Origin of the sequence: Methylobacterium indicum (assembly GCF_017347565.1) — a bacterium.
Taxonomy (GTDB): domain Bacteria; phylum Pseudomonadota; class Alphaproteobacteria; order Rhizobiales; family Beijerinckiaceae; genus Methylobacterium; species Methylobacterium indicum.
This window is the reverse complement of the sequence record NZ_AP024145.1, coordinates 1,400,831-1,424,946: the sequence shown is the minus strand read 5'-3', so window position 1 is coordinate 1,424,946 and position 24,116 is coordinate 1,400,831. Positions and strand designations below refer to the sequence as shown.

Here is a 24,116-nt window from a genome sequence, read left to right as displayed (position 1 = left end):
TCCGTTTGACTTTAATAGGTCATTAATACATTTTTCGCGCATACCGGACGATGAACAGGTCGGCGCCATGTCTACCCTTAGCAAGATTACTTTCGATCACGCGGTGCCGTCCGCAATCATGACGAAGGACATGGCGCCGCGCTCCCCGAGCGTCATCGACGCTCCCGCCGCCGCGTCGGAGGCGGTCGAACTGGTATCGGCCAGTTCGCACCAGCGGCAGGACGGGCCCGCCGCCCGGTCGGGCAAGTCCGGCGGCAAGTCCAGCGGCAAGTCCGGCCGCAAGTCGGCGGCTTCGAAGCCCGTCGATGCCGACGCGGTCATCAAGGCGTTCAACACCTGGGCGTTCAAGCGCGAGCAGCCCGGCAACGCCGAGCGTCTGGTGCCGATGGTCGAGGCGGCGGCCGAGGCCGGGCGTCCGATCGAGTTCGTGCTCTACTGGGGCAAGGGCCCGCGCGCCGAGATCGCCGCGCCGGACCTCGCCTGCCTCGACTATCTCGGCCAGCTCGCCGAGCGGGTGCGCCAGGTCTACGCTCCGGGCGCGGTCTTCCGGCTGATCTTCACCGACACCCACGCGACGCTGAACGGGCATCCGGCCGCGGCGATGAATGCCTATTTCGACGCCATCGATGCCGCCGCCCAGGCCCGCGGCTTCGCCAGCACCCGGCTCAGCGACGTCGTCGCCTTCGCCCGGGAGATCGGCGCCGCCGCCGCCGAGGAGGAGCCGTCCGGCGAGATCCTGGCGAGCCTGATCGCCTGCGCGGCCAAGTGGTACCGCGGCGAGGGCTCCACCGAGCAGGGTGCCCTCGACTACCACCGCATGAACATGGTCGAGAAGCGCGCCGTCGCGGCGGCCTTCCCGGAGGCGGTCTTCGTCACCTTCAACGGCAGCGAGTTCCGCGACCTGTTCCCGGCCACGATGCCGATCTTCTACATGTACTCCCTGCGCCGCGGCGTCGGGGTGAAGCCCTGGTTCATGGACGCCCACCCGGTCGCGCAGACCTCCGCCTGATCCGGCGACGGCCTCGGAGAGCCCGACCATGCAGAGCGCCGCCCGCCCTCAGGCCGCCGATCGTCCCGCCGTCACCGGCCGTCCCGCCGACAACGTCCCCCTCGGAATCGCGCTGATGATCGGGGCGACGGTGCTGCTGACCCTATCGAACGCGTTCTCGAAGCACCTCGTCGCGCATTATCCCGTCGGCGAGGTGATGTTCCTGCGCTCCTCGATCGCCTTCGGGCTGGTCTGCGCCTTCATGCTGCCGGCGACCGGTCTGTCGGTGTTCCGCACCGCCAAGCCCGGCGCCCACGTCGCCCGCGGCCTGTCCCAGGCGATCTCGCAGACGCTGACGGTGCTGGCCCTCGGCCTGATGCCCCTCGCCGGAGTGACGGCGATCGGCTTCTCGGCCCCGCTCTTCGCCGCCGTGGTGGCGATCCTCTGGCACAAGGAGGCGTCGGACCCGGTGCGCTGGGCCGTCCTGGTGGTGGGCTTCCTCGGGGTGCTCGTGGTGACCAATCCGGGCGCCGACTCGCTCCAGGTCGGCGCCCTGTTCGCGCTCGGCAATGCCGTGATGTACGGCACCGTCACGGTGGCGGTGCGGGGCATGGCCAAGACCGAGAGGCCCGGCACCCTGCTGATCTGGCAGATGGCCGTGATGACCGCCGCGCACGCGGCGCTGCTCGCCTTCGGCTTCCGCTGGCCGAGCCTGCCCGACGCCGCCCTGTTCGGGCTGCTCGGCGCCTCGAATGTCGGCGCGCAGTATCTCTGGACCCGGGCCCTGTCCGCGGCGCCGGCCACCGCGGTGTCGCCGTTCTACTACCTGATGCTGGTCTGGGGCATGGCCCTCGGCTACCTCGCCTTCGGCGAGGTCCCGAACCTGCACCTCGTCGTCGGCGGCGTGATCGTGGTGGCGGCGGGCGCCCTGCTCCTGTGGCACGAGACCTGGACGCGCCGCGGCCGCTCGCCCCTCGGGCTCCCCGGTCGGGCGGTGGGGCGGGCGATGCACCGGTGGGCGACAGCGCTGCGCCGTAAGCCCGCGACGCGCTGAAGGGCCTGCCCCGCCGGGGCCGTCAAAGGACGAAAAGCCGGAGATCCGCCGTGTCGGACCTCCGGCTTTTCGTGTGCCGTCCTCTCCCGCGCGCGACCGGGCTTTGCCGTTCGCGCCGTCGATCCCGGGTCGTGCCGCCCCGATGCGGGACGGATCAGGCCGCCCGCGTCGTCGCGCGCCGGTCCTCGGGGCGCCAGCGGGTGATCAGGGCCTGCGCCTCCTCGGCCGGAACCGGGCGGCTGAACAGGTAGCCCTGGACCTCGTCGCAGCCGAGCAGCGACAGGACGTGCTGCTGGTCGGCTGTCTCCACCCCCTCGGCGGTGGTGCGCATGCCGAGCGCCCGGGCGATGTCGATGACCGCCCGGATGATCGCGGCGTTCTGGGCTCCGGAGCCGAGCCCGGTGACGAAGCTGCGATCGACCTTGATGCGGTCGAACGGGAAGCTCCTCAGGTAGTTGAGCGAGGAATAGCCGGTGCCGAAATCGTCCATCGCGACGCGCAGGCCCAGCGCCTTGAGGTCGCGCAGGATGGCGAGCGTCGCCTCGCCGCTGTCGAGCAGCATCTGCTCGGTGATCTCGAGCTCGAGGCGGTGGGCCGGCAGTCCGGTGCGCTCCAGGACCCCGCGCACCATCCCGACGAGGTCCGGGCCGGCGAACTGCACCGGCGACAGGTTCACGGCGATCTTCAGGCGGTCGGGCCAGGTCGCGGCCTTGCGGCAGGCCTCGGCCAGGGACCACTCGCCGATGGCGTGGATGAGGCCGCATTCCTCCGCGATCGAGATGAAGGTCGTGGGCGGGACGTTGCCCCGCACCGGGTGGCGCCAGCGCGCCAGCGCCTCGAACCCGGCGATCTCGCCGGTCTTGAGGACGACGGAGGGCTGGTAGTGCAGCTCCAGCTCGCCCCGCTCGATCGCCCGGCGCAGGTCGGTCTCGAGCTGGCGCCGGTCGTCCAGCCCCTCGCTCATCTGGCGGTCGTAGAACTGGAAGGTGCCGCGCTTGCCCGCCTTCACGGCGTAGAGCGCGAGATCGGCGGCGATCAGGATGTCGTCGGCATTCGCGCCGTCCTCGGGTCCGACCGCGATGCCGATGCTGACGCTCGAGCGGATCTGGTGGCTGCCGATCTCGAAGGGCGGCAGGACCACCTCGGCGATGCGCGCCGCGAGGGTCGCGAGATCGGCCCGGTCGCCGACATGCGGCACCAGCAGCGCGAACTCGTCGCCGCCCAGGCGCGCCAGGACCTGGCCGGGCGCGAGCGTGGCGGCCAGCCGCACGGCCACCGCCTGGAGCAGGTCGTCGCCGATCTTGTGGCCGAGGGTGTCGTTGACGATCTTGAAGCGGTCGAGGTCGAGGAACAGCACCGCGTACCGGGCGCTGCCGGGGGGGACCCCCTTGGCGGCCACCGCCTCGAGCGAGGCACGGAACACCCGGCGGTTCGGCAGGTCGGTGAGGGGGTCGAGCGAGGCCAGGCGCGCGACCCGGGCCTCGGCCTCGGAGCGCTTGGCCTCGATGCGCAGGAGCTTCTCCACCGCGATCCCGACGAGGAGGGTGATCAGCGCCGCCGCGATGGCGTCGATCCGCAGGGTCGCCTGGGCATCGCGGTAGATCTCGGCCTCCGGCACGCTGACGCTCACCCAGAGCGGCTGCTCGCGCACCTTGCGGATCGTCACCAGCCGCGGCTCGGCCCCGTCGGGCATCGCGAGGGTGAAGGTGCCGGAGCGGCCCGAGCGGATCTTCTGGTAGGTCTCGGTCCGAGAGAGGTCGGCGCCGACCCCGAAGCCGCCGCCGGCGCCGCCGCTCGAGCGCACCACCCCGTCGCTGCCGATCAGCGAGATCGAGGCCGGGCTGCCGAGGTCGATCTTGTCGTAGAACTGGGTCAGATGGCTCGGGTTGAGCGAGGCCACCACCACGCCGCCGAACTGGCCGTCCGGCCCGAGGAAGCGGCGGCTGAACTGCACCGAGACCCGGCCGCTCGCCCGTCCGATCACCGGCCGGCTGATGTAGAGGGCGTCGTCCGGGTTCTCGACCTGGGCGCGGAAATGGTCGCGGTCGCTGAGGTCGGTGGCCGGCGGCGGCTGCGGGCCGACATTGGTCGCCCGCATCACGCCGTCGCGCCCGATGATCGCCACCTGCACGATGATCTCGCTCAGGAGGTCGGTCGTGTTGACGATCGTACCGTAATCCTCCCGGCCGGCGCGGCTCTCGATGCTGCGCCGCATGTAGAGCAGCGCCTTGTCGATCTCGCCGATCGAGCGCAGCACGTTCTCCTCGAACACCATCGCGAAATTGTGGGTGGTGCGCTCGGAATCCTGCAACGCGCCGCGCAGGTCGTTCACGTGCTTGGCCGCGACGCCGAGCCAGAGCAGGAGCACCACGATCAGGCCGAGGATCACCGGCCCGCGGCGCTCCGCCAGGAACCTGGGAAATTGCTTGAGGTACACGGCCATCCCGGCTCGTCCAGCGGTGTCAGTCCGCCGATCATGCGCCGTGAAAGTTATCGGGATCTGAATCCGATCATCCTATTCCGACATTTTCGCGTGCTGGTCCAAAGGCATAGCTTGCGACGACGAGGTTTTCGGGTCCGATCTGCTTGGTCTATCCGGTGCCGCTGCGCGGTATAGCTTCGTCCGTCATGGTTCAGACGGGCAGGATTGTTGCACCATGCAGGTCATGGCGTGCGTTCATCGACGCGGTCAAAGTCGAGAGCTGGAATTGCAACCATTGGTAGCGATTGTTTCAGTGCCTTCGTTCGCGTTGTAGATCGACGGGCGGGTGCATCGCGCGCCTTTCGTCTCGATGTCATGCCCTCTCGCCAGTCGATCGTGCGTCATGCGATGCATCGCCTGCGATCCTGCCCGTCCCGATCCGCGGCCAGGCGAGCATCATCCTGGAAACGATTTGGCGACCGATCCGGCCGGGCTATGAGCGTATTCACATGAATAGAAAAATGTCTGCCAGAGGCATCCAGGCGATCCAATGGTATCCGGTCCCTGGCGAAGGCTTTGAACATTGCCGCGCGCGTGGCCAACTCTCCGTGTGATTGCCGATCGTGCCGATAACGGCCGCGATCGGCCGGCAGGGTGTGCCACGTCAAGCGCGCCGGCGGCGCAGGCGGCGCCAGCCGAGGACCGTGCCGCTCGTCGCGATGACGAGGCCCAGTGCGGACAGGGCGACGATCAGTGCGAGGCGCAGGGGCGGGTTCCGGGCCAGCGGGCCGGCATCGAGGGTATGGAGGGCATCGAACAGCCAGCGGTTGGCCCGGCCGCTGCGATCGGTCCGTCCCAGGATCGCCCCGGTGGCGGGATCGAGGTGGAACCAGGTGCCGGCCGGATCGTCGAAGGCGAGGCGCAGGACCGGCAGCGTGGGTGCGCCGTGGCGGTCGTACCAGTACGCGTCCGGTGCCTCGAGCCGGGTGACCGATCGCAGCCGCGCCCCCGGCAGCATCGCCCGGGCGGCGGTAACGATCGCCTCCGGGGGGAGCGCGGTGCCGCAGCACGGCGCCGTGCCCCCCGGGCCGGAGGCGAGGATGACGGGCCGCCCGCCGATCCAGGCGAAGTCGAGCGCGACGGTGCCGGCGGGGGCCCGCGCCAGGGCGTCGAGGCCGAGGGGGAAGATCGGTGCCGTCTGCCCGGCATAGGCCGCCCGCATGGCGGCATCGGCGCCACGCGGACCGAACCAGCCGCGCGGGTTCATCGACAGCCAGCCGCTGAGGAGGAAGGTGACGACGACGAGCCCTCCCGCCACCCCGGCGAGGTGGTGCCAGGCGGCCCAGCCGCGATAGGGCGTCAGCCGGTCGTGCATCAGCCGGACGAAGCCGAGGACGTAGCCGCTCACGGCTCCGGCGAGCGCGATGCCGGAGACCCACAGGACCACGTCCTGCCACAGGCCCGCCCGCGCGCGGAGCGGCGTCAGGTAGATCCAGTGGGTGACGGCGCCGGGCCAGTTCCACACCCGCTCGGTGCGGGTGGTGTCGAGGGCGAGTTCGCCCGTCGCCGCAGACAGGTAGAGCTCGGTCCCGGCCGGATCGCCGAGCGCCACCACGCGGAACGGCCGCAAGGGATCGTAGCGCGCCGTCACCGTCCACTGGTCGCGGGTCACCGTGCCGCGATCGGTGACGGCGCGGGCCGCCGGATGGGTGGCGGCGAGCGCCGTCGCGCTCTCGGCGGTCAGCCGGGGCACGGGATCGCCGGTCGCCGCCGACAGGGCCCGCCGGCGCCCGTCGGTATCGGTGATCCAGTAGACCGGCTCCCCGCCCCGCATCGCGAGCGTCAGCCGGGTGGGGAAGTGCGCGAGGCCCGCCCGCTCGACCGCCGCCTGCGGGGTGATCCGCACCCCGGCGGGGGCGAGCGGCGGCAGGGCACCGAGCCGCTCGCCCTCGGTGAGGGTCGGGAAGCCGACGCACAGCATCACCAGGCCGGATCCGAACCAGAGGAGGATCAGGAGGCCGGTGGCGATGCCGAGCCAGCGATGGCCGAGATGCAGCCAGCGCTTCAGCCGCTTGACCGCCGCCTTCGTCGCCGGCCCCGACATCGCGATCCGCATCAGAACACGACGTGGTAGGCGAGCTCGACCGAGCGCGGCCGGCCGAGCAGCCAGGAATTGGGATTGCCCGAGACCGCGTAGATCTGGTCGGTGAGGTTGTAGCCGCGCAGCGACAGGCGCGAGGTCGGGGTCACCTGCCAGTCGAGCGTCGCGTTCACCAGCGTGTAGGATGGCCGCTTGGCCGTGTTGGCGAAGTCGCTGAACACCGGCCCGACATCGTTGACGCCGACCCGCGCCACCCAGCCCGGCGCGAAGGCGTAGGCGAGCCAGACGTTGGTGACGCGCTGGGGCACGTCGACCGGAACCTTGCCGGCGAACGACACCAGGCCCGCATCGGTGTTCTGCGAGAAGGTGTCGTAGCGGGCCTTCAGCAGCGCGGTGTTGGCCTCGATGCGCCAGGCGTCCGAGATCTGGTAGGCGAAGGCGACCTCGACGCCGCGGGAGGACTGGCTGCCGACCTGCGCCACCTCGGTCGGCCGGCCGGGGATCGGCGAGAGCAGGTTGTCCTTGGCGATGTGGTAGGCCGCCACCGTCCACTCGCCGCGGCCATCGTCGAACAGGCCCTTCGCGCCGGCCTCGACCTGCTCGCCGGTGGCGAGCCGGAACTGCGATTGCGGCACGCTGGTGGTGATCAGGCTGCCGAGCGGGTCGGCGGCGGTGGCGTATTGCGCGTAGAGCGCGAAATCCGGAACCGGGGTGTAGACGGCGCCGACCCGGAAACTCGTCGAGTCGAAGGTCTTTTCGAACGCGGCCCCTGCGAGCGGCCGGTTCACCGCCACCGTCGGTGCGTCGTAGCGCACCCCCGTCACCAGGGCGAGCTGGGGCGAGAATTCGAGCCGGTTCTCGGCGAAGACCGAGGCCTGGCGGGTGCGCGACACGATGTCGGTGCGGGTGCCCGCTACGTTGATGAAGGAGCCGGGGACCGGGTTGAACGGGTCGACCGCGCTCTCGCCGCCGAACGGCGCATTGCTGTCGCGCCGGAACGCGATGTGGTTGACGTCGAAGCCGACGACGGTGCTGGTCTTGAAGCCGAACAGGCTGCCCCGGAACGTCGCGTCGAGCCGGTTCCCGATCTGCTCCTCGTGGTGGAAGATCTCGATGTAGTCGCTGCGGCCGATCAGGCCGGTCGCCGGCTGGTAGGTGTACTGCTCGACGTCGCGCCAGTGCCGCTCGGTCGAGAGCCGGTAGGCGGTGTTGCGCACCGTGATGTCGGCGGTGGGGTTCCACTCGGTGCGCAGCTGCGTCCAGTTGTCGAACCAGGCGATCTGCGAATCCCGGATGTTGTAGTTGGTGAAACGCAGCCGGTCGGGCACCCGGTTGCCGACGAGCGGCGAGCCCCAGTAGCGGGTCGGCTCGTTGTAGCCGAGATCGTGCGAGAGGCTGACGGTCAGGTCGGGCGTCACCCGCCAGGTCATCGCCGCCGAGAGGGCGAGGTTGCGGAAATCGCCGTCGGGCTTGACCCAGCCGTCGGCCCGGTTGCCGCTGAGGTTGATCCGGTAGGCCAGGTCCTCGCCGACCGGGCCGCCGCTGTCGAGGGCGAGCCGCCCCACGCCGTCCGAGCCGATTGCCGCCCGCGCCTCGCCGATCGCGGCGAAGACCGGCTTCTTCGGCACCACGTTGATGATGCCGCCGATCGCGCCCTCGCCGTAGAGCACCGAGGCGGGCCCGCGCAAAACCTCGATCCGCTCCGCCGACCAGGTGTCGAACGGGAAGGTCACGGTGCCGACCCCGACATAGAGCCGGGTGCCGTCGTAGAGCTGCTGCACCGAGCTCGGCCCGACGAAGCCGCGGCTGGCGAAGGACAGGTTGCCGTTGCCGGGCCCGGCGACGCTGGTGATGCCGACGGCGTTCTGGGTCACCGCCTCCTCGACGGTGTTCTGGCCCCGGGCCCGGATCGTCTCGCCGCCGATGACGTCGAGGCTCGCCGGGGTCTCGAGCGGGGTGAGGCCGAGGCGGCTGCCGGAACGCGCCGGCGTCGCGAGGTTGAGGCCGGGAGCCGCCACCTCGCGGCTCCGGCGGCCGGCGACGTCGATGGCATCGAGCGGGAGTTCGTCGGCCAGTGCGGGGATTGCGCCCAGCAGCGGAGCGGCGAGGGCGGCGACGGGGACGAGGTGGGAGACGCGACGGGGGGACATGCGGAGTTCCGGGGCAGGCGTGCGCCTCGTCCCTATCCGAGCCCATCGAAAATGTAACGTTATATAGTCACATTTCGTCCTTCCGCGCCGCCGCCGTAATGGGACGGCACGCGGGCCGTGCACCGAACCGGCGGGTGACGGAAGGAGGGCGGAGGACATGCGGGACGTGACGCGGCTGTGGCACGTCACCGCGAACGACGGCGCGACGCAGGCTCTTCGCCTGCGCCTCGACACCCATCGGGACACCCCGCCCGACGTGCTCGCGTGTGACCACGGCTGACGGCAGGTCTCCTGGCTCACGGGTCCTCGCCGTCCATCGTCTTCCCAGGGACCGTTGCTGGTTCCCAGTGACGTTCGTGATGGAAAGCTCGCCGCTTACAGTTGCGGGGGCAGCCGCGGCCTCGGGCGAGCCCTCACCGCGTTCCCTTTTGATCCCCGGAGGGAACCGTCGGCGGCGAGCTTAGCCATTCGGCAACGAAGGAGCAACCGTCTCCGACCCCGCGAGATGCGAACGCGAACGGCGCGACGGACCCTGCCGATGCACCCCTCAGCTTTCTCAACCACGCCGCGCGATCCCGCATCGACGCCGCCCCGCACCCCTGACATACAGAAGCCCGAACGGCCCGCGCGGGCCGCGAATAAGCTCTGACAAGAAACTCCCTGGGAGGATCCCTCGATGTCGTTCCGCTCTCGGGCCGCCGGTCTCGCCGGCCTCGCCCTGTCGCTGGCTCTGGGCACCTCCGCGGGCACCTCCGCCCTGGCGCAGGACGCCAAGGCGCCGATCAAGATCGGCGTGCTCAGCGACATGAGCGGGCCCTTCGCCGACCAGGCCGGTACCGGCTCGGTCACGGCGGCGCAGCTCGCCGTCGAAGATTTTTCGAAGGAGGCCGGCGAGCTGAAGGTCGAGGTCGTCTCGGCCGATCACCAGAACAAGCCCGATATCGGGCTGGCCACCGCCCGGCGCTGGCTCGACCAGGAGGGCGTCTCGACCATCGTCGACCTGCCGAACTCGGCGGTGGCGCTGGCGGTCTCGAACCTGATGCGCGAGCGGCACCGGGTGGCGCTGGCCTCCAGCGCGCTGACCTCCGACCTCACCGGCAAGGCCTGCGCGCCGACCACCGTGCAATGGGTCTCCGACACCTGGGCGCAGGGCTCCGCCACCGCGCGGGCCATCGCCGCGCGCGGCGGCAAGTCGTGGTACTTCGTCACCGTCGATTACGCGCTCGGCCACGCGCTGGAGCGCGACGCGACCGTGGCGCTCAAGGCCGCCGGCGGGACCGTGAAGGGCTCGAGCAAGCACCCGCTCAATGCCGGCGACTTCGCCTCGCCGCTGCTCTCGGCCCAGGGCTCGGGCGCGCAGGTGCTGGCGCTCGCCGATACCGGCGCCGACATGATCAACGCCGTCAAGCAGGCGGCGGAGTTCGGCGTGATGCCGCAGATGCGGCTCGCCGCGCTGTTCGTGCAGCTCTCCGACACCCATGCGCTGGGCCTCAAGGCGGCGCAGGGGCTCCAGCTCGCCAGCGCCTTCTACTGGGACCGCACCGACGGCACCCGCGCCTTCGCCAAGCGCTTCGCCGAGCGGATGAACGGCCGGATGCCGACCGAGAACCATGCCGGCGTCTATTCCTCGACCCTGGCCTACCTCCGGGCGGTGCGCGACACCGGCACGATCGAGGGCGAGAAGGTCGTGGCGGCGATGCGCGAGAAGCCGATCACCGATCCGCTCTTCGGCACCGTCACGGTTCGCCAGGACGGCCGCGCCGTGCACGACGTCTTCCTGTACGAGGTGAAGAGCCCGGCCGAGAGCAAGGGTCCGTACGACTACTACAAGCTCCTCGACACCGTGCCGGGCGACCAGGCCTTCCGGCCGATGGCCGACGGCGGCTGCCCGCTGGTGAAGTAGGCGGGACGCGCCAGGCCTCCGGCTCGACTTCGGCGGGCCCCGACCCAGATCAGGGGCTCGCACCCCTGCAGGGGCGCGAGCCCCTGTTAGGCCCCGCCGAGAGTGTTCCCATGTCCGACGCCGTCCTGACCCTGAACGACGGGAAGCGCATCCCCCAGCTCGGCTTCGGGGTGTGGCGGCTCGAGAACGAGGAGGCGCCGGCGATCGTCGGGGCGGCGCTGGAGGCCGGCTACCGCTCGATCGACACCGCGGCGGTCTACGGCAACGAGGCCGGGGTCGGCCGCGCCATCGCGGCCTCCGGGTTGAACCGGGAAGACATCTTCGTCGCCACCAAGGTCTGGAACGACCGCCACGGCTACGACGAGACCCTGCGGGCCTGCGAGGATTCGCTCGCCCGCCTCGGCCTCGACCACGTCGATCTCTACCTCGTGCACTGGCCGGTGCCGCAGCGCGGCGCCTATCTCGACACCTGGCGCGCCCTGATGCGCCTGCGCGAGGATGGCCGCGCCCGCTCGATCGGCGTCTCGAACTTCACGGTCGAGCACCTCGAGCGCGTCATCGACGCCTCCGGCTCGACCCCGGCGATCAACCAGGTCGAGCTGCATCCGCGCTTCCAGCAGACCGCCCTGCGCGCCTTCCATGCCGAGGCCGGGATCGTCACCGAGGCCTGGGCCCCGCTCGGCCGCGGCGGGGTGCTGGACGATCCGGCGATCCGGGCGATCGCCGAGAAGCACGGCCGCACCCCGGCCCAGGTCGTCCTGCGCTGGCAGCTCGACATCGGCAACGTCGCGATCCCGAAATCCGCGACGCCCGCCCGCATCCGCGAGAACCGCGACGTCGCGGGATTCACCCTCGACGCCGACGACCTCGCGCGGATCACGGCCCTCGACGACCCGGCGGGGCGGATGGGGCCGGACCCGGAGACGTTCGGTGCGTGATGCGACCTTGATCGGCGGCGCCGGGCCGGCCCAAGCAGACTTGCGTCGGCAGGCCAACGCTTCGCCCGCTCCGATTCTTGTTGTGTCGCAGATTTTTGCCGCCGAACCGGTGTCCACTTCGGCGAAATCTGCTTAGGCTCGGCCATTCCGATCGTGACCGAGAGACAGCCCGTGAGCGGCCGCACGCCCCCCGAGACCCGCGCCGCCTACCGGCGCTTCGTGCCGATCACCACCCGCTGGGCCGACAACGACGTCTACGGCCACGTCAACAACGTGGTCTATTACGCGTTCTTCGACACGGCGGTGAACAGCGTGCTGATCGCCGAGGGCGCCCTGGACATCGCGAAAAGCGCGGTGATCGGCCTCGTGGTCGAGACCGGCTGCCGCTATTTCCGCTCGATGGCGTTTCCCGACCGGGTGACCGCGGGGATCCGGGTGGCGCATCTCGGCACGTCGAGCGTGCGCTACGAGGTCGGGCTGTTCCGCGAGGACGAGGAGGAGGCCGCGGCCCAGGGACACTTCGTCCACGTCTACGTCGACCGGGCGACGCAGCGCCCGGTGCCCCTGCCGGCGGACCTGCGCCGGGTGCTCGGCCCGCTCGCGATATGAGCGGCGAGGCCGACCTCGCGCGGCTCCTCGCCGGGATGCGGCCGGAGCGGCGGCCCGGCACCTACGTCTTCGTCACCCTGCGGGACGGCGCGGTGCCGGCGGGACTCGCCCCCGTGATGAGCTTTCGCGAGGCCGAGGGCACGACCCTGATCCTGCCCGAGGACGAGGCGACGCGGGCCGGGCTCGCCGGCGCCTTCCCGTGCGGGTGGATCACGCTGGCGGTCCATTCCTCCCTGTCGGCCGTCGGATTCCTCGCTGCCGTGACGGCGCGCCTCGCGGCGGCCGGCCTCGCCGTCAACGCGGTCTCGGCCTTCCATCACGATCACCTCTTCGTGCCGGCCGCGCGGGTGGAGGAGGCGATGGTCCTGCTGCGGGACCTCGCCGGACCTTCCACGCCCTGACGCCGGGCCCGGGCCGGCCTACTCGGGCCTCCGGCCCGCCCGGGCCTCCGGCCCGCACGAAGGCAACGTTCGTCCCTTACGGCTTGTTACCCCCTCCTCCGCCGCCCAAGCTCAGGGTGTCGCAACCGGAGGACGCCACCCATGCCACCGCGCATCCCGCTCAGTTCCGGCGGCCCGGGGCCGCTCGGGCTCGTCGCCCTCGCCCTGGCGATCCTCGCCGCCGGCCTCCTCCTCGAAGGGCATCCGGTCGATGCCTCGGTCGCGCCGCGGCCCGGGCAGCCGGAGATCGCCGCCCCGCCGGGGCCGAGCCAGGAATCGATGCTCCAGGACCTGATCGGCCGCGACTGACCGGACCCCGCCGTGACCGATTTTCTCGCCGGCAGCGCCGGCCCGCTCGGCTGGGCGGTGATCCTCGCCACCTTCCTGCTGGCCGGTTTCGTCAAGGGCGTGATCGGCCTCGGCCTGCCGACGGTGGCGGTGGGGCTGCTCGCCACCGTGATGGCCCCGGCTCAGGCCGCGGCGCTGCTGATCGTGCCGTCCTTCGTCACCAACATCTGGCAGCTTCTCGCCGGTCCGCGGTTCGGCGGCCTGCTGCGGCGGCTCTGGCCGATGATGGCGGCCATCGCCGTCGGCACCGTGGCGAGCGCCGGGCTGATCGCCGGGGCGCGCGGTCCGGGGCCGGCGAGCGCGCTCGGCATCGCCCTCGTCGCCTACGCGGTCACCGGGCTCGCCGGCCTGTCGCTCCGGGTGCCGCCCCGGGCCGAGCCCTGGCTGTCGCCCCTCGTCGGCCTCGCCACCGGCCTCGTCACCGGGGCGACCGGGGTCTTCGTGATCCCGGCGGTGCCCTACCTCCAGGCGCTGAACCTCGACCGGGACGGGCTGATCCAGGCGCTCGGCCTCTCCTTCACGGTCTCGACCGTGGCGCTCGCCGCCGGGCTCGCCCGGGAGGGCGCGCTGCCGCTCGCCGCCGGTGCGGCGTCCCTCGTCACCCTGGCGCCGGCGCTCCTCGGCATGGCGGCCGGGCAGTGGCTGCGCGGCCGGGTCTCGGCGCCGACCTTCCGGCGGGCCTTCCTCATCGGCCTGCTGCTGCTCGGCACCCACCTCGCCCTGCGGCCGTGGCTGTGACGGAGGGCGGGGTCTACTCGTCCTCGTCGTCGAGGGGACGCAGGACCTGCATCCGCCGTCCGGTCGCGTCCTCGATCGTCGTGCGGCGCATCACCAGGTAGCCGCCGTCCCGGGCGCGACGGATCCGGTCGGCCCTGGCATCGATCCAGAGATCGGTGGGCTCCCGCAGGTCCGGCGGCGGGACATACCGCACCGCGCCGATCCGGGCCGGCAGCCTCTCGACGACGGGGCGCCCCGGCCGGGCCGCGACCCGCGCCTCGGCCCTGCGCGGTGCGGTCACGGCACGCTCGATCCTGCGGGGCAGGGCGGTCCGCGCCGCGCTCTCTCCGGTCCGCGTCGATCCGGCGGGGCGGCGCTGGTCCGCAGCGATGCGAGACCTGAAGTTGTTCTGGAATTTGGAGTTGTTCCGGAGCTTGGCGATGTTCCGGGACTTCGTCGTCGTCGATGCTGCGGTCCGGTTCCGAGACTTGGCGACGCCGCGGGGTCGGGCGGCGAGATGCGGCTCCGCGGCGGGCCCGGACGTCTGGGGAGCGGACGACGCCTCGGCGGGCTTCGCCGGTGGATCGCTCCATGGACGGGAGCCGGGCTGGACCTGAGCCCGCTCCTGAGCCCAGGCCGGCGCTCCGCACAGGAGGCCGAGCAGCAGGGCGAGCCCGATGGGGCGGCGCATCCCGTCACGCATGATCGCACCTCCGGGCCGGCGGACCTGAGCCCACCGGGTCGCTTCGGTTGCACGGCGGATCCACGCCGCTGCGGCTGAGCACGATCGTTCGCAACCTGACCGTGTCCGGAAAAGGTAGCGAGACACGACGATGCCGTCCACGCCGCGAGGGTTACGAATTCGTTTGCCCGAGCCCGGATGGCTGTTTCACTTCCACACAAAGTGCGGCATTAGGTCCTAAACTTGGCATTAACCATACCCTGCCCAACCCGTACCGCCTATTCTATATCGCGCGCAATTCAGTGGCAGGCGGCGATTCGTTCGGGCCCACCGCTTGCCACCCTGGCTCCAAGACTTCTCCAGGACCGACACCGATGATCCAGTTCGAGACGAATGCCTCCGTTGCGGGACAGCTGGCAGCCCGCGGCGCGTCATTCGAGGCCAGGCTGCGCCGCGCCGCCATGGTGCTGACGCTGATGGTCGGCGTCCCGCTGGTCCTGGTCTGGTTCGGCCTGATCGGCTGGGGCGTTTTTTGGCTGGCGCGGAACGCGCTGGAACTGTCGGTGACCGCCCTCACGCTCTGACGGCGCCGAACGCGCGGGGAACAACCCGGGCCGGCGCGGCCCGCGGGTTGCAGGGGCGTGGGCGCGGTGCCAGGAACAGGGGCCGCAACCGTCCGCCCGGAGGCCCGCCATGCTGTCCATCGACCTCAACTCGGACCTCGGCGAGGGTTTTGGCGATTATCGCTGCGGCGACGATGCGGCGATGCTCGAGGTGGTGACCTCGGCCAACGTCGCCTGCGGCCTGCATGCGGGCGATCCCGAGATCATGGCCCGCACCTTCGCCATCGCCCGCGAGCGCGGCGTCGCGGTCGGCGCCCATCCGGGCTACCCGGATCGGTGGGGCTTCGGCCGCCGGGTCCTGCCCTTCACCCCCGGCGAGGTCGAGCGGCTCGTCGCCTACCAGGTCGGCGCCGCGGCCGGGCTGGCGGCCTATGCCGGCCACCGCCTCACCTACGTCAAGGCGCACGGGGCCCTCGCCAACCTGGCCGCGGTCGAGCGCCCGGTGGCGGACGCCATCGCGCGTGCGGTCAAGACCGTCGATCCGTCGCTGTCGCTGCTCGCCATCGCGCTCACCGCGCAAGTCGCGGCCGGCGAGGCACAGGGGCTCGACGTACACCAGGAGATCTTCGCCGACCGCGGCTACACCGAGGCCGGGTTCCTGATCCCCCGCGGCCAGCCCGGCGCCCTGATCACCGACGAGGCCGAGGCCGCCGACCGTGTGCTCGCCATGGTGCAGGAGGGGGCGATCATCGCGGCGAGCGGCCGGCGCCTGCCGACGCCGATCCGCTCGGTCTGCGTCCACGGCGATTCCGCCCATGCGGTGGCCACCGCCCGCGCCGTGCGCGCCCGGCTGGAAGCCGCGGGCGTCCGCCTCGCCCCGTTCCGGGCCTGATCCGATGGAGAGCCCCCGCCTCCTGGATGCCGGCGAGGCCGCCCTGGTGGCGGAGTTCGGCACCACCGTCGACCCGGCGATCCACGACCGGGTGCTCGCCCTCGACGACGCGCTGCGCGCCGACCCCCCGCCGGGCCTGCGCGAGACGGTGCCGACTTACCGCTCGCTGATGATCCACTACGATCCCCTGGTCCTCGATCGCGACGACCTCGCCGCGCGGGTGACGGCACTCGCCGCCGGGCCTGCCGCAGCCCGGCCCGGCGCCGCCCTCTGGATTCTGCCCTGCTGCTACGATCCGGCCTGCGCCGAGGATATCGGCGCGGTGGCGCAGGCGACGGGGCTCACGGTCGAGCGCGTCGCCGCTTTGCACGCGGGGGCCGAGTACCGGGTCTACATGTACGGTTTCGCCCCGGGCTTCGCCTATCTGGGCGGGCTGCCGAAAGATCTGGCGGTGTCGCGCCGCGCCACCCCGCGGCCGCCGCATCCGGCCAACGCCCTCCTGATCGGCGGCGGGCTCGCGGCGGTCGGCACCTTCCCGATGCCGACCGGCTGGTACGTGATCGGCCGCACGCCCGAGCGGCTCTACGCGCCGCAGCGGCCCGAGCCGTTCCCGGTCGCCGTCGGCGACACGCTCCGGTTCGAGGCGATCGACGCCGCCACCTTCGCGGATCTCGAAAGCCGCGCCGCCGCGGGCGAGATCGTCGCCCAGCGCCGGGAGGCCGCATGACTCCGCGTCTCAGCATCCTGTCGGCCGGGCCCGGGGTGACGCTCCAGGATGGCGGCCGACACGGCTACCTGCGCTACGGCATCACCGCCGCCGGGCCGATGGACCCGCTCGCCCACGCCACCGCCAACCGGGCGCTCGGCAACCCGCTCGGGGCCACCGCCCTCGAAGTCTCCCTCGGCGGCGTCGAGGTGACGGCGGAGGGCGGACCGCTCGGGATCGCGGTCGCGGGCGGCGCCTTCCGGCTCGCCCTCGACGGCGCGCCCCTGCCGCCGGCCTGCGCGCTGACGCTCCATGCGGGCCAGACCCTCGTCATCCGGGCCGGTCGCGCCGGGGCCTGGGCGTATCTCGCCGTCGCCGGCCGGTTCGACCTCGCGCCGACCCTCGGCTCCACCGCCACCCATACCCGCTCCGGCTTCGGCGGCCTCGACGGCCGGGCCCTGCGGGCCGGCGACCGGCTCGCGGTGGAGGATGCCCGCCCGGGCCCGTCCGATCCCCACGCCCTGGTCGCCCCCTGGCTCGACCGGCCGCCGGAGGAGATCCGGGTGGTGCTCGGCCCCCAGGACGATTTCTTCTCGAACGACCAGATCGCCGCCTTCCTGGCCGGGCCCTGGACGGTGACCACCAAGGGCGACCGGATGGCCTGCTTCCTCGACGGGACGCCGCTCACCCACGCCAAGGGCTACAACATCGTCTCGGACGGCATCGCCATGGGGGCGATCCAGGTGCCGGGGGAGGGCTGGCCGATCGTCTTGATGGCCGACCGCCAGTCCACCGGCGGCTACCCGAAGATCGCGACCGTGATCGGTCCCGATCTCGGCCGCCTCGCGCAAGCCCAGGGCGGCACGCGGATCCGCTTCCGCGCCGTCGACCGCGCCGAGGCGGTGGCGGCGCGCCGCGGCGAGGCGCAGGCGCTCGCCGGGCCGGTGGCGATGGAGCCCTTGATCCGCACCGATTTCAGCGCCGAGTTCCTGCTCGGGCGCAACCTGATCGGCGGGGTCGTGGACGGGGCCGGCGCTCACGCGCCGTAGATCGGAAACCTTCGGCAGAGCGCCAGCACCTCCTCCCGGATCGCCGCCAGCCCGGCCGCGTCGTGGGGTGCTGCCACCACCCGGGCGATCCAGCGGCCGACCTGCCGGAACTCCTGCGCGCCGAAGCCCCGCGCCGTGCCGGCATTCGAGGACAGGCGCAGGCCCGAGGGCGCCTCGGGCGGGCGGGAGTCGAACGGGATCTGGTTCTTGTTGACCGCGAGCCCCGCGGCCTCCAGCGCCTTGGCGGCGACGTCCCCGGTCACGCCCTGGGGCGAGAGGTCGACCAGCATCAGACCGCAATCGGTGCCGCCGGCGACGAGGCGCATCCCGGATGCCGCGACGCTCTCGGCGAGCGCCCGGGCGTTGTCGAGGACCGCCCGGTTGTAGGCCCGGAACTCGGGCCGCAGGGCCTCGCCGAAGCAGGCCGCCTTGGCGGCGACGGCGTGCATCATCACCGAGCCCTGCACGCCCGGGAAGATCCCATGGTTGATCCGGTCCGACAGCGCGGGGTCGTTCCACAGAACCAGCCCGCCCCGGGCCCCGCGCAGGGACTTGTAGGTGGTCGAGGTCACGATGTGGGCGTGCGGGAAGGGGTGCGGGTAGAGCCCGGTGGCGACGAGGCCGGCGAAATGCGCCATGTCGACCATCAGGAGTGCCCCGACCTCGTCGGCGATGGCCCTCAAGCCCGCGAAATCGAAGGCCCGGGCATAGGCCGAGCCGCCGGCGACGATCATCTTCGGCCGGTGCTCGCGGGCGAGCGCCGCGACCGCGTCCAGCTCCACCCGCTCGCTGTCGCGCGCCACGCCGTAGCGGACGATGGTGTAGTCGCGCCCGGTCAGGGTGGCCGGGTGGCCGTGGCTGATATGGCCGCCGGCCTCGACGCCCATCGACAGGATGGTGTCGCCGAGCTTGAGCAGCCCGAGGAAGACGCCCGCATTGGCGTTCGAGCCCGAATGGGGCTGCACGTTGGCGAAGCGGCAGCCGAAGAGCCGCGTCGCCCGCTCCACCGCCAGGGCCTCGATGGCGTCGGCATGCTCGGCGCCGCCGTAATAGCGGGCATAGGCCAGCCCCTCGACGGTCTTGTTGGTGAGGACCGAGCCCTGCGCCTCCAGCACCAGCCGCGAGACGATGTTTTCCGAGGCGATCAGCTCGATCCCGTCCCGCTGCCGGGCGAGCTCGCCCCGGATCGAGGCGGCGAGTTCCGGGTCGGCGTCGAGGCCCTGGTCGAAATAGCCGTCATGGAGGAGGCGCATGGTCGGGATCCCGCGGGGTGTCCGTCTGGTCCCGACTGTCGGGGTTGCGGGGACGGCTCGCAAACGGGATAAGCTTGGGCTGAGGCCAAGATTTTCTTGGCCTGGAGCGAAGGCCTCGCGATGGACCAGGGCGGTCGACCCTCGCCTCCCTCCCTCAACGCGCTGCGCGCCTTCGAGGCGGCGGCGCGGCACGGCGGTTATGTCGGGGCGGCGAAGGAGCTTCACGTCACGCCCGCGGCGATCGGCACCCAGGTGAAGGGGCTGGAGGCCTGGCTCGGCCGGCCGCTCTTCCATCGCCTGGCCAACGGCCTGGTCCTCACGCCGGAGGGCCTCGACGTGCTCCCGTCCCTCAGCGCGGCCTTCGACGCCCTCAACGGGGCGGTGCGGGCGATGCGGGCGGTCGGCCGGCCGCGCAGCCTGACGATCGCCGCGCTGCCCTGCATCGCGCAGCTCTGGCTCGCGCCCCGGCTCCCCGACCTGCAGGCGGCCTTCGACCTCGACGTGACCATCCTGACCCGGGACGAGCAGCCGGACTATGCCCGCGACCTCGTCGATCTCGGGCTCTATGTCGGCGACGCGGCGCCCGCCGGGTGCACCTCCGTGGTGCTCGCCCGCGACGACCTGTTTCCGGTCTGCACGCCGGCCCTGGCGGCGGGCCTGCGCCACCCGGGCGATCTGGCCGGGGCGACGCTGCTGCACGATTCGGTCTGGCGCGCGGACTGGCCGCGCTGGCTCGCCGCCCATGGCGCAGGGGCATTGCGGCCGGCCCGGGAGGCGGCGTTCTCGCTCTACAGCCTCGCCCTCGACGCGGCGTTCGCCGGCAGCGGCGTCCTCATCGGCCACAGGGCCCTCGTCGCCGACGCGCTGGGCCGCGGACGCCTCGTCGCGCCGTTCGGCGACCGGGCGGTGGCGGGGCCGCCGCTGCGGCTGATCGTGCCGGAGGGCGGGGAGGGGATGCGGCTCGCTCCGGTGATCCGCTGGTTGAGCGAGGGAGGGGAGCCCGGACGGCGCGACGGCCCGCCGGTCACATGACCTTCTCGAACCGGAACGCCTCGCCGTCGCCGGGCAGATCGTCCTGCCCGGGCCCGTGCGGGTCCGGGTGATGGGCGCTGAAGAACTCGACGATCCGGAAGCCGCAGACGTTGACGTAGAAGTGGATGTTCCGCTTCTCGAAATACGGCGTGTGCGTCTCCCAGACCCGCGTCTGTGGAAACAGCCGCTCGATCGCGAACCAGGCCCGGCGCCCCAGGCCGCGTCCATGCGCGCCGGGCGAGACGAAGAAGAGGTCGAGCGTGTTGCGGTACGTCTCGCCGTCGATCGTCACCACGGCGCCGCCGACCGCCCGGCCCTCGTGGCGGATGCGCAGCACCACGGCGCCCGGATGCACGAACGTGGCGTCGAGGTCGTCGTCGGAGGGGATCGGGCCGTCCGGCAGCGCTCCGAACTCCGCGACGACGGCGATCGCGAAGGCTTCCTGCAATTCCCGCTTGAAGGCCGGAAGGTCGTCGGGATGCGCAGGCGCGAGGGTGACCGTGTCGTTCGTCATGCCCCGCTTCTAGACCATGGCGGCCTCGCCCGTCAGGGCGGGGGGCAGGCGGTCCGGTTCAGGTCGCGGTCGGTCGCCCGGTCTTGCGTTTTGCCCATGGCCGGCAGGGGCGCCTCCACGGTCGCCACCACGCCGCGCGGGCGGTACTCCACCTCCGCCGTGCCGCCGAGTTCGGCGGCCAGCACCCGCTCGATCATCCGCGAGCCGAAACCGCGGCGGGCCGGCTCCACGACCGGCGGACCGCCGATCTCTTCCCAGCGCAGCCACAGCCGGCCCGGATTCGAGCCGTCGACGATGTCCCAGTTGAGGATCACCCGGCCCTGCGCGTTCGAGAGCGCGCCGTACTTCACCGCATTGGTCGCCAGCTCGTGCAGGGCCATCACGAAGGCCAGGGCTAGCCGCGGCGGCAGGCGGACGGGCGGACCGCCGGTCTTGAACCGTGTCCCCTGGCCGGTGCGGAACGGGCGTAGGGATTCCTCGACGATCTCGGCCAGCGTCGCGCCCTCCCAGCTCTCGCGAGTGAGCACGTCGTGGGCGGCCGAGAGCGATTGCAGGCGCGCGTTGAAGGCGAGCCGCGCCTCGGGCAGCGACGTAGCGTGGGTCAGGGTCTGGTTGGCGATCGACTGGATGGTCGCCAGGGAATTCTTGACCCGGTGGTTCAGCTCCTCGGCCAGCAGCGCCCGGTGCTCCTCGCCGCGCTTGCGCTCGGTCACGTCGAGGGTGACGCCCGCCATGCTCAGCGGCTGGCCGTCGGCGTCGTAGAAGGGCTGGCCGCGGATCTGGAGCCAGCGCACCTCGCCGGCCGGCGTGCGGATCCGGTACTCGATGTCGTAGTCGCTCCGGTTCTCGATCGACTCGCGGACCGCCGCCTGCATCCGCTCGCGGTCCTCGGGCAGGATCGCGTCGATCAGATCCTCGAAGGTGAACGGGTCGCTCGGCTCGCGGCCGACGTTGCGCTTGCAGCTGTCGGAGGCCACCAGCCGCATGCCGTCGAGGTCGAGGGTCCAGGAGCCCAGCCGCGAGGCCTTGAGGATGAAGTGCAGCCGCTCCTCGCTGCGCCGCAGGGCCTGCGAGCGCCGCTCGATCTGCTGCTCCAGGGCATCGCGGTCGCGCTGCAGGCGCACCAGCCGCTCGCGCTCCAGCGTCACGTCGAACTGCGAGGCGAAGTAGTAGGTCAGCTGGCCCTCGTCGTCGAAGACCGGCGAGACGAGCAGGCGGTTCCAGAACGTCTCGCCCGATTTCTTGTAGTTCTGGAGGTCGATCTCGATCGAGACCCGGCGCTCGATCGCGTCGCGCACCTTGGCCACGTCGTCCCGGTTGGTCTCGGGACCCTGCAGGAAGCGGCAGTTGCGGCCGAGGATCTCGTCCCTGGTGTAGCCGGTGAGCTTCGAGAAGGCGTCGTTGACGAAGACGATCGGGTTGTCGGCCTGGTGCGGGTCGGTGACGAGCATCGGCATCCGCGTCGCCCGCACGGCCGCGGCGAACGGATCGGTGCTCGCGCCGACCCGGGTCAGCTCGGCGGCGATGCGGTTCTCTTCGCGGCGGTCGGTCACGCGTCGATCGTCCCTTGTGCGCCCGTCGGAGGGTGCACGCCTGCCATCATCTCATGAGCAACCGTCCAGTTCGGCGCAACGCTCCTGATCGCTGCAAAAACGCGCATCCAACGCGTTTGGTTCAATCGTATGCGATGGGATTGTGCAAATTACACCCGGTCGCCGGTGTCACGACGGCAGATCACCGGACGACATCCCGTCGCGTGAGGCTTCGGACAGACCGCGACCCGGTCCATGCCCATCGCTCGCGAACGGTGGCCCGAGGCTCACGGATGCGCCTCCGGAAATCCGTGCCGCACATGCAGGGCGTGCAGGATCGCGTCCTTGTCGTCGATGAAGCGCACGGCTCCGTGGCGGCCGGTGGCGAGGGCATCCGGGGCGTCGGGGGCGAGCACCAGCACGGGCAGCGCCTGGTGCGCCGCGCCGAGGCGCGCGACGAGGGCTTCCCGGGGCCGCGGCCAGGGCAGGCGCGTCACGTCGAGCCGCCGCGCGAGGTCGGGGAAGCCCGCCAGCACCCCCTCGATCAGGGCGCAGTGCCAGCAATAGAAGCGCCGGCCCGGCAGGGCCGGGTCGGTGAAATCGGGTTCGAGCAGGTAGAGGTGATCGCGCATCCCGGCGCCTCCTCCCTGGTCCCGGTCGTCAGACGTCCTGGCGCGGCAGCATCCGGTCGAGGAGGGCGTCGCGGCGCACGATCAGGTGCCAGGCGGTGGCGAGCACGTGCAGCGACACCAGGAGGTAGACCGCGTACTGGCCGGCGAGATGGATCTGGTCGGCGAGATCGGCCACCGCCTTGTTCTTCTCCATGAAGGGCGGGATCGGGAACAGGAAGAAGTACTGCGTGGTGTTGCCGGCGGCGGCCGACAGCACGAAGCCGCTCAGCGGCATCAGCAGGAACACGAGGTAGAGCAGCCAGTGGTTGATCCGGCCGAGCAGGGCCAGGGCCGGCGGCACGAAGACCTCTCGCGGGGCCGGGTGCCAGGCCCGCCACAGGATGCGCAGGGCGACGATGGCGAAGATCGTGATGCCGACCGACTTGTGCAGCTGGAAGACGAATCCCTTCGTCGGGCTCGCCGGCAGGCTCGTCGCCACCCAGGCGAGCGGCAGCACCGCCAGAACGAGGAGGGCGGTGAACCAGTGCAGGGCCTGCGCGACGGCGGTGTAGCGCGGCTGCTCGACGCGGGCGATCGTCGCCGGCGCGCGGGGGAACGGGTCGAGCATCCGGACAAGTCCTCGGGGAACGCCGCCGCGGATATGCGGCGGTCACCCCGTCAGGCTAGCCCGCGGGCGACCCACGGTCACCCTGGAATGTCTCGAAAGTCCCCAGGCGAGACGCGCGATGCCCCCGATCACCCGGCGTCAGATCGCCGCCGCCGGATCGCCGCCGAGGGGATTGCCCTCGTCCTCGTTGCGCTCGTCGTCCCGGCCGCGCCGGCGACGGCGGCGGCCGCCCTCGGCGAGGGACTGGGCCAGCGCCCGGAACGGCGCGGTCAGGCGGCGCACGTCCTCGGCCCGCTCCATGAAGCGCTCGCCGTTGCGGATCTCGCGGTCGAGGGCCGCCATGGTGCGGGCCAGCGCCGGATCCTCGTCCTCGAGCCACACCTCCGTCACCCGGGCGAAGGCGATGACGACCCCCTGGAGCTTGAGGCGGCCGAGCGGTCCCTCGGTGCTGATGCCGGCCGAGGCCAGCATGAAGCGCTGCGAGTTCAGGGCCACCTGGTTGAGGGCGGCGAGCGACAGCGGGTCGCCGCGCAGCGCGAAGACGATGCGGCGGAGCGCCGGCTTGTAGGGGTCCATCGCGTCGAGGCGGCGCATCAGCACGTCGAACAGCCGCTCGCGGGTCGGCTCGTCGTCGAGGTCGTCGCTCGCGCCGTCGAGCACCTGCTTGTCGATCATGCGGGCGAAGCCGCCGAGCACCGCACCCTTCGAGGGATAGCACTCGCGGAACTCGGCCAGGGTCACCCCGGCCTCGCGGGCGATGTCGCCGATCTCGATGTCGTTCCAGGGCTGCTCGGCGGCAAGGCGCATCAGCGCCTCGACGATCGCCTCCCGCGGCGGCAGGCGGGTGGCGTGCGGCGTGTCGCCGGCGCCATCGTGCTCGCCGGTCGTCTTGGGATTGCGGGCCATGGGGACGCTCCGATACCGTGGGCCGACGGGCGCGCGCACCTGCCGTCGGAGCCGGGTCCGCCGCCGTCACCCTCTATC

General features: G+C 71.8%; 24 protein-coding genes and 1 riboswitch. Of the genes, 14 read left to right on the top strand and 10 right to left on the bottom strand.

Annotated features, from left to right (window positions below):
- The first annotated feature begins 118 nt into the window (after positions 1-118).
- Together miv_RS06595 and miv_RS06590 are read left to right on the top strand one after the other, a co-directional pair.
- Positions 119-1,009, top strand: coding sequence for a hypothetical protein (locus tag miv_RS06595; protein ID WP_207181943.1), 891 nt, complete (start codon positions 119-121; stop codon positions 1,007-1,009).
- Positions 1,010-1,037: 28 nt separating this feature from the next.
- Positions 1,038-2,042, top strand: coding sequence for a DMT family transporter (locus tag miv_RS06590; protein WP_207181942.1), 1,005 nt, complete (start codon positions 1,038-1,040; stop codon positions 2,040-2,042).
- Between the two features lie 154 nt (positions 2,043-2,196).
- Here the strand turns inward: miv_RS06590 and miv_RS06585 are convergent, their stop codons facing one another.
- The 3 genes from miv_RS06585 to miv_RS06575 form a co-directional block, all read right to left on the bottom strand.
- Positions 2,197-4,485, bottom strand: coding sequence for a putative bifunctional diguanylate cyclase/phosphodiesterase (locus miv_RS06585; protein WP_058618189.1), 2,289 nt, complete (start codon positions 4,483-4,485; stop codon positions 2,197-2,199).
- Positions 4,486-5,128: 643 nt separating this feature from the next.
- On the bottom strand, positions 5,129-6,580 hold the full coding sequence (locus tag miv_RS06580) for a PepSY domain-containing protein (RefSeq protein WP_244748900.1): 1,452 nt from the start codon (positions 6,578-6,580) through the stop codon (positions 5,129-5,131).
- Positions 6,580-8,715 (bottom strand): TonB-dependent receptor, encoded by a 2,136-nt coding sequence (locus tag miv_RS06575; protein ID WP_207181941.1) that lies wholly within the window; start codon positions 8,713-8,715, stop codon positions 6,580-6,582. The genes miv_RS06580 and miv_RS06575 overlap by 1 nt, the downstream gene beginning before the upstream one ends.
- 157 nt (positions 8,716-8,872) lie before the next feature.
- Between miv_RS06575 and miv_RS33685 the strand changes: the two genes are divergently transcribed.
- The 7 genes from miv_RS33685 to miv_RS06545 all read left to right on the top strand — a co-directional run bounded on the left by miv_RS33685 (position 8,873) and on the right by miv_RS06545 (position 13,691).
- Complete coding sequence (locus miv_RS33685; protein ID WP_280529464.1) at positions 8,873-8,995, top strand: hypothetical protein; 123 nt, start codon at positions 8,873-8,875, stop codon at positions 8,993-8,995.
- Positions 8,980-9,180: riboswitch (cobalamin riboswitch) on the bottom strand. It overlaps the preceding gene by 16 nt.
- 211 nt (positions 9,181-9,391) lie before the next feature.
- A complete protein-coding gene (locus miv_RS06570; RefSeq protein ID WP_058617312.1) occupies positions 9,392-10,618 on the top strand; it encodes an ABC transporter substrate-binding protein in 1,227 nt (408 codons plus the stop codon).
- 110 nt (positions 10,619-10,728) lie between these two features.
- Positions 10,729-11,556 (top strand): aldo/keto reductase, encoded by an 828-nt coding sequence (locus tag miv_RS06565; protein ID WP_207181940.1) that lies wholly within the window; start codon positions 10,729-10,731, stop codon positions 11,554-11,556.
- 171 nt (positions 11,557-11,727) lie between these two features.
- Positions 11,728-12,165, top strand: a complete 438-nt coding sequence (locus miv_RS06560) for an acyl-CoA thioesterase (RefSeq protein WP_207181939.1) — start codon at positions 11,728-11,730, stop codon at positions 12,163-12,165.
- Entirely contained in the window at positions 12,162-12,566 is a 405-nt protein-coding gene (locus tag miv_RS06555; protein WP_207181938.1) for an ACT domain-containing protein, read from the top strand. The genes miv_RS06560 and miv_RS06555 overlap by 4 nt, the downstream gene beginning before the upstream one ends.
- Positions 12,567-12,707: 141 nt before the next feature.
- Complete coding sequence (locus miv_RS06550; protein WP_048427200.1) at positions 12,708-12,914, top strand: hypothetical protein; 207 nt, start codon at positions 12,708-12,710, stop codon at positions 12,912-12,914.
- Between the two features lie 12 nt (positions 12,915-12,926).
- Complete coding sequence (locus miv_RS06545; protein WP_244748899.1) at positions 12,927-13,691, top strand: sulfite exporter TauE/SafE family protein; 765 nt, start codon at positions 12,927-12,929, stop codon at positions 13,689-13,691.
- 13 nt (positions 13,692-13,704) lie between these two features.
- Here the strand turns inward: miv_RS06545 and miv_RS06540 are convergent, their stop codons facing one another.
- Entirely contained in the window at positions 13,705-13,971 is a 267-nt protein-coding gene (locus miv_RS06540; RefSeq protein ID WP_207181937.1) for a hypothetical protein, read from the bottom strand.
- Positions 13,972-14,726: 755 nt separating this feature from the next.
- Between miv_RS06540 and miv_RS06535 the strand changes: the two genes are divergently transcribed.
- The 4 genes from miv_RS06535 to miv_RS06520 all read left to right on the top strand — a co-directional run bounded on the left by miv_RS06535 (position 14,727) and on the right by miv_RS06520 (position 17,562).
- Positions 14,727-14,936, top strand: coding sequence for a hypothetical protein (locus miv_RS06535; RefSeq protein WP_048427196.1), 210 nt, complete (start codon positions 14,727-14,729; stop codon positions 14,934-14,936).
- Positions 14,937-15,045: 109 nt separating this feature from the next.
- Positions 15,046-15,807, top strand: coding sequence for a 5-oxoprolinase subunit PxpA (locus tag miv_RS06530; protein WP_207181935.1), 762 nt, complete (start codon positions 15,046-15,048; stop codon positions 15,805-15,807).
- Between the two features lie 4 nt (positions 15,808-15,811).
- Positions 15,812-16,534 (top strand): 5-oxoprolinase subunit B family protein, encoded by a 723-nt coding sequence (locus miv_RS06525; RefSeq protein ID WP_048427194.1) that lies wholly within the window; start codon positions 15,812-15,814, stop codon positions 16,532-16,534.
- Complete coding sequence (locus miv_RS06520; protein WP_207181933.1) at positions 16,531-17,562, top strand: 5-oxoprolinase subunit C family protein; 1,032 nt, start codon at positions 16,531-16,533, stop codon at positions 17,560-17,562. Before miv_RS06525 ends, miv_RS06520 begins: the two co-directional genes overlap by 4 nt.
- Here miv_RS06520 and miv_RS06515 read toward each other — a convergent pair.
- Positions 17,550-18,815, bottom strand: coding sequence for a serine hydroxymethyltransferase (locus miv_RS06515; protein WP_207181931.1), 1,266 nt, complete (start codon positions 18,813-18,815; stop codon positions 17,550-17,552). The two genes, miv_RS06520 and miv_RS06515, sit on opposite strands and share 13 nt — an antisense overlap.
- 96 nt (positions 18,816-18,911) lie before the next feature.
- On the opposite strand from miv_RS06515, the gene miv_RS06510 reads away from it, so the two are divergent.
- Positions 18,912-19,847, top strand: a complete 936-nt coding sequence (locus miv_RS06510) for a LysR substrate-binding domain-containing protein (protein WP_207181928.1) — start codon at positions 18,912-18,914, stop codon at positions 19,845-19,847.
- On the opposite strand, the gene miv_RS06505 is transcribed toward miv_RS06510, so the two are convergent.
- The 5 genes from miv_RS06505 to miv_RS06485 all read right to left on the bottom strand — a co-directional run bounded on the left by miv_RS06505 (position 19,840) and on the right by miv_RS06485 (position 24,038).
- Positions 19,840-20,361 (bottom strand): GNAT family N-acetyltransferase, encoded by a 522-nt coding sequence (locus miv_RS06505; protein ID WP_207181926.1) that lies wholly within the window; start codon positions 20,359-20,361, stop codon positions 19,840-19,842. The genes miv_RS06510 and miv_RS06505 overlap by 8 nt on opposite strands.
- Before the next feature lie 32 nt (positions 20,362-20,393).
- A complete protein-coding gene (locus miv_RS06500) occupies positions 20,394-21,914 on the bottom strand; it encodes a PAS domain-containing protein (protein ID WP_207181924.1) in 1,521 nt (506 codons plus the stop codon).
- A gap of 266 nt (positions 21,915-22,180) precedes the next feature.
- Entirely contained in the window at positions 22,181-22,525 is a 345-nt protein-coding gene (locus tag miv_RS06495; protein ID WP_207181922.1) for a DUF3088 domain-containing protein, read from the bottom strand.
- A gap of 28 nt (positions 22,526-22,553) precedes the next feature.
- Positions 22,554-23,132 (bottom strand): cytochrome b, encoded by a 579-nt coding sequence (locus tag miv_RS06490; protein WP_207181920.1) that lies wholly within the window; start codon positions 23,130-23,132, stop codon positions 22,554-22,556.
- Between the two features lie 138 nt (positions 23,133-23,270).
- The gene (locus miv_RS06485) at positions 23,271-24,038 is read right to left on the bottom strand and encodes a hypothetical protein (RefSeq protein ID WP_048427186.1); all 768 of its coding nucleotides are present in this window, start codon (positions 24,036-24,038) and stop codon (positions 23,271-23,273) included.
- Between the last annotated feature and the right edge of the window lie 78 nt (positions 24,039-24,116).

Coding starts and splice junctions, on each gene's coding strand:
- miv_RS06575 (WP_207181941.1), bottom strand. CDS start 8,715: ATGTCCCCCCGTCGCGTCTCCCACCTCGTCCCCGTCGCCGCCCTCGCC.
- miv_RS06580 (WP_244748900.1), bottom strand. CDS start 6,580: ATGCGGATCGCGATGTCGGGGCCGGCGACGAAGGCGGCGGTCAAGCGG.
- miv_RS33685 (WP_280529464.1), top strand. CDS start 8,873: ATGCGGGACGTGACGCGGCTGTGGCACGTCACCGCGAACGACGGCGCG.
- miv_RS06570 (WP_058617312.1), top strand. CDS start 9,392: ATGTCGTTCCGCTCTCGGGCCGCCGGTCTCGCCGGCCTCGCCCTGTCG.
- miv_RS06490 (WP_207181920.1), bottom strand. CDS start 23,132: ATGCTCGACCCGTTCCCCCGCGCGCCGGCGACGATCGCCCGCGTCGAG.
- miv_RS06565 (WP_207181940.1), top strand. CDS start 10,729: ATGTCCGACGCCGTCCTGACCCTGAACGACGGGAAGCGCATCCCCCAG.
- miv_RS06555 (WP_207181938.1), top strand. CDS start 12,162: ATGAGCGGCGAGGCCGACCTCGCGCGGCTCCTCGCCGGGATGCGGCCG.
- miv_RS06550 (WP_048427200.1), top strand. CDS start 12,708: ATGCCACCGCGCATCCCGCTCAGTTCCGGCGGCCCGGGGCCGCTCGGG.
- miv_RS06495 (WP_207181922.1), bottom strand. CDS start 22,525: ATGCGCGATCACCTCTACCTGCTCGAACCCGATTTCACCGACCCGGCC.
- miv_RS06590 (WP_207181942.1), top strand. CDS start 1,038: ATGCAGAGCGCCGCCCGCCCTCAGGCCGCCGATCGTCCCGCCGTCACC.
- miv_RS06535 (WP_048427196.1), top strand. CDS start 14,727: ATGATCCAGTTCGAGACGAATGCCTCCGTTGCGGGACAGCTGGCAGCC.
- miv_RS06520 (WP_207181933.1), top strand. CDS start 16,531: ATGACTCCGCGTCTCAGCATCCTGTCGGCCGGGCCCGGGGTGACGCTC.
- miv_RS06585 (WP_058618189.1), bottom strand. CDS start 4,485: ATGGCCGTGTACCTCAAGCAATTTCCCAGGTTCCTGGCGGAGCGCCGC.
- miv_RS06515 (WP_207181931.1), bottom strand. CDS start 18,815: ATGCGCCTCCTCCATGACGGCTATTTCGACCAGGGCCTCGACGCCGAC.
- miv_RS06595 (WP_207181943.1), top strand. CDS start 119: ATGACGAAGGACATGGCGCCGCGCTCCCCGAGCGTCATCGACGCTCCC.
- miv_RS06530 (WP_207181935.1), top strand. CDS start 15,046: ATGCTGTCCATCGACCTCAACTCGGACCTCGGCGAGGGTTTTGGCGAT.
- miv_RS06505 (WP_207181926.1), bottom strand. CDS start 20,361: ATGACGAACGACACGGTCACCCTCGCGCCTGCGCATCCCGACGACCTT.
- miv_RS06485 (WP_048427186.1), bottom strand. CDS start 24,038: ATGGCCCGCAATCCCAAGACGACCGGCGAGCACGATGGCGCCGGCGAC.
- miv_RS06525 (WP_048427194.1), top strand. CDS start 15,812: ATGGAGAGCCCCCGCCTCCTGGATGCCGGCGAGGCCGCCCTGGTGGCG.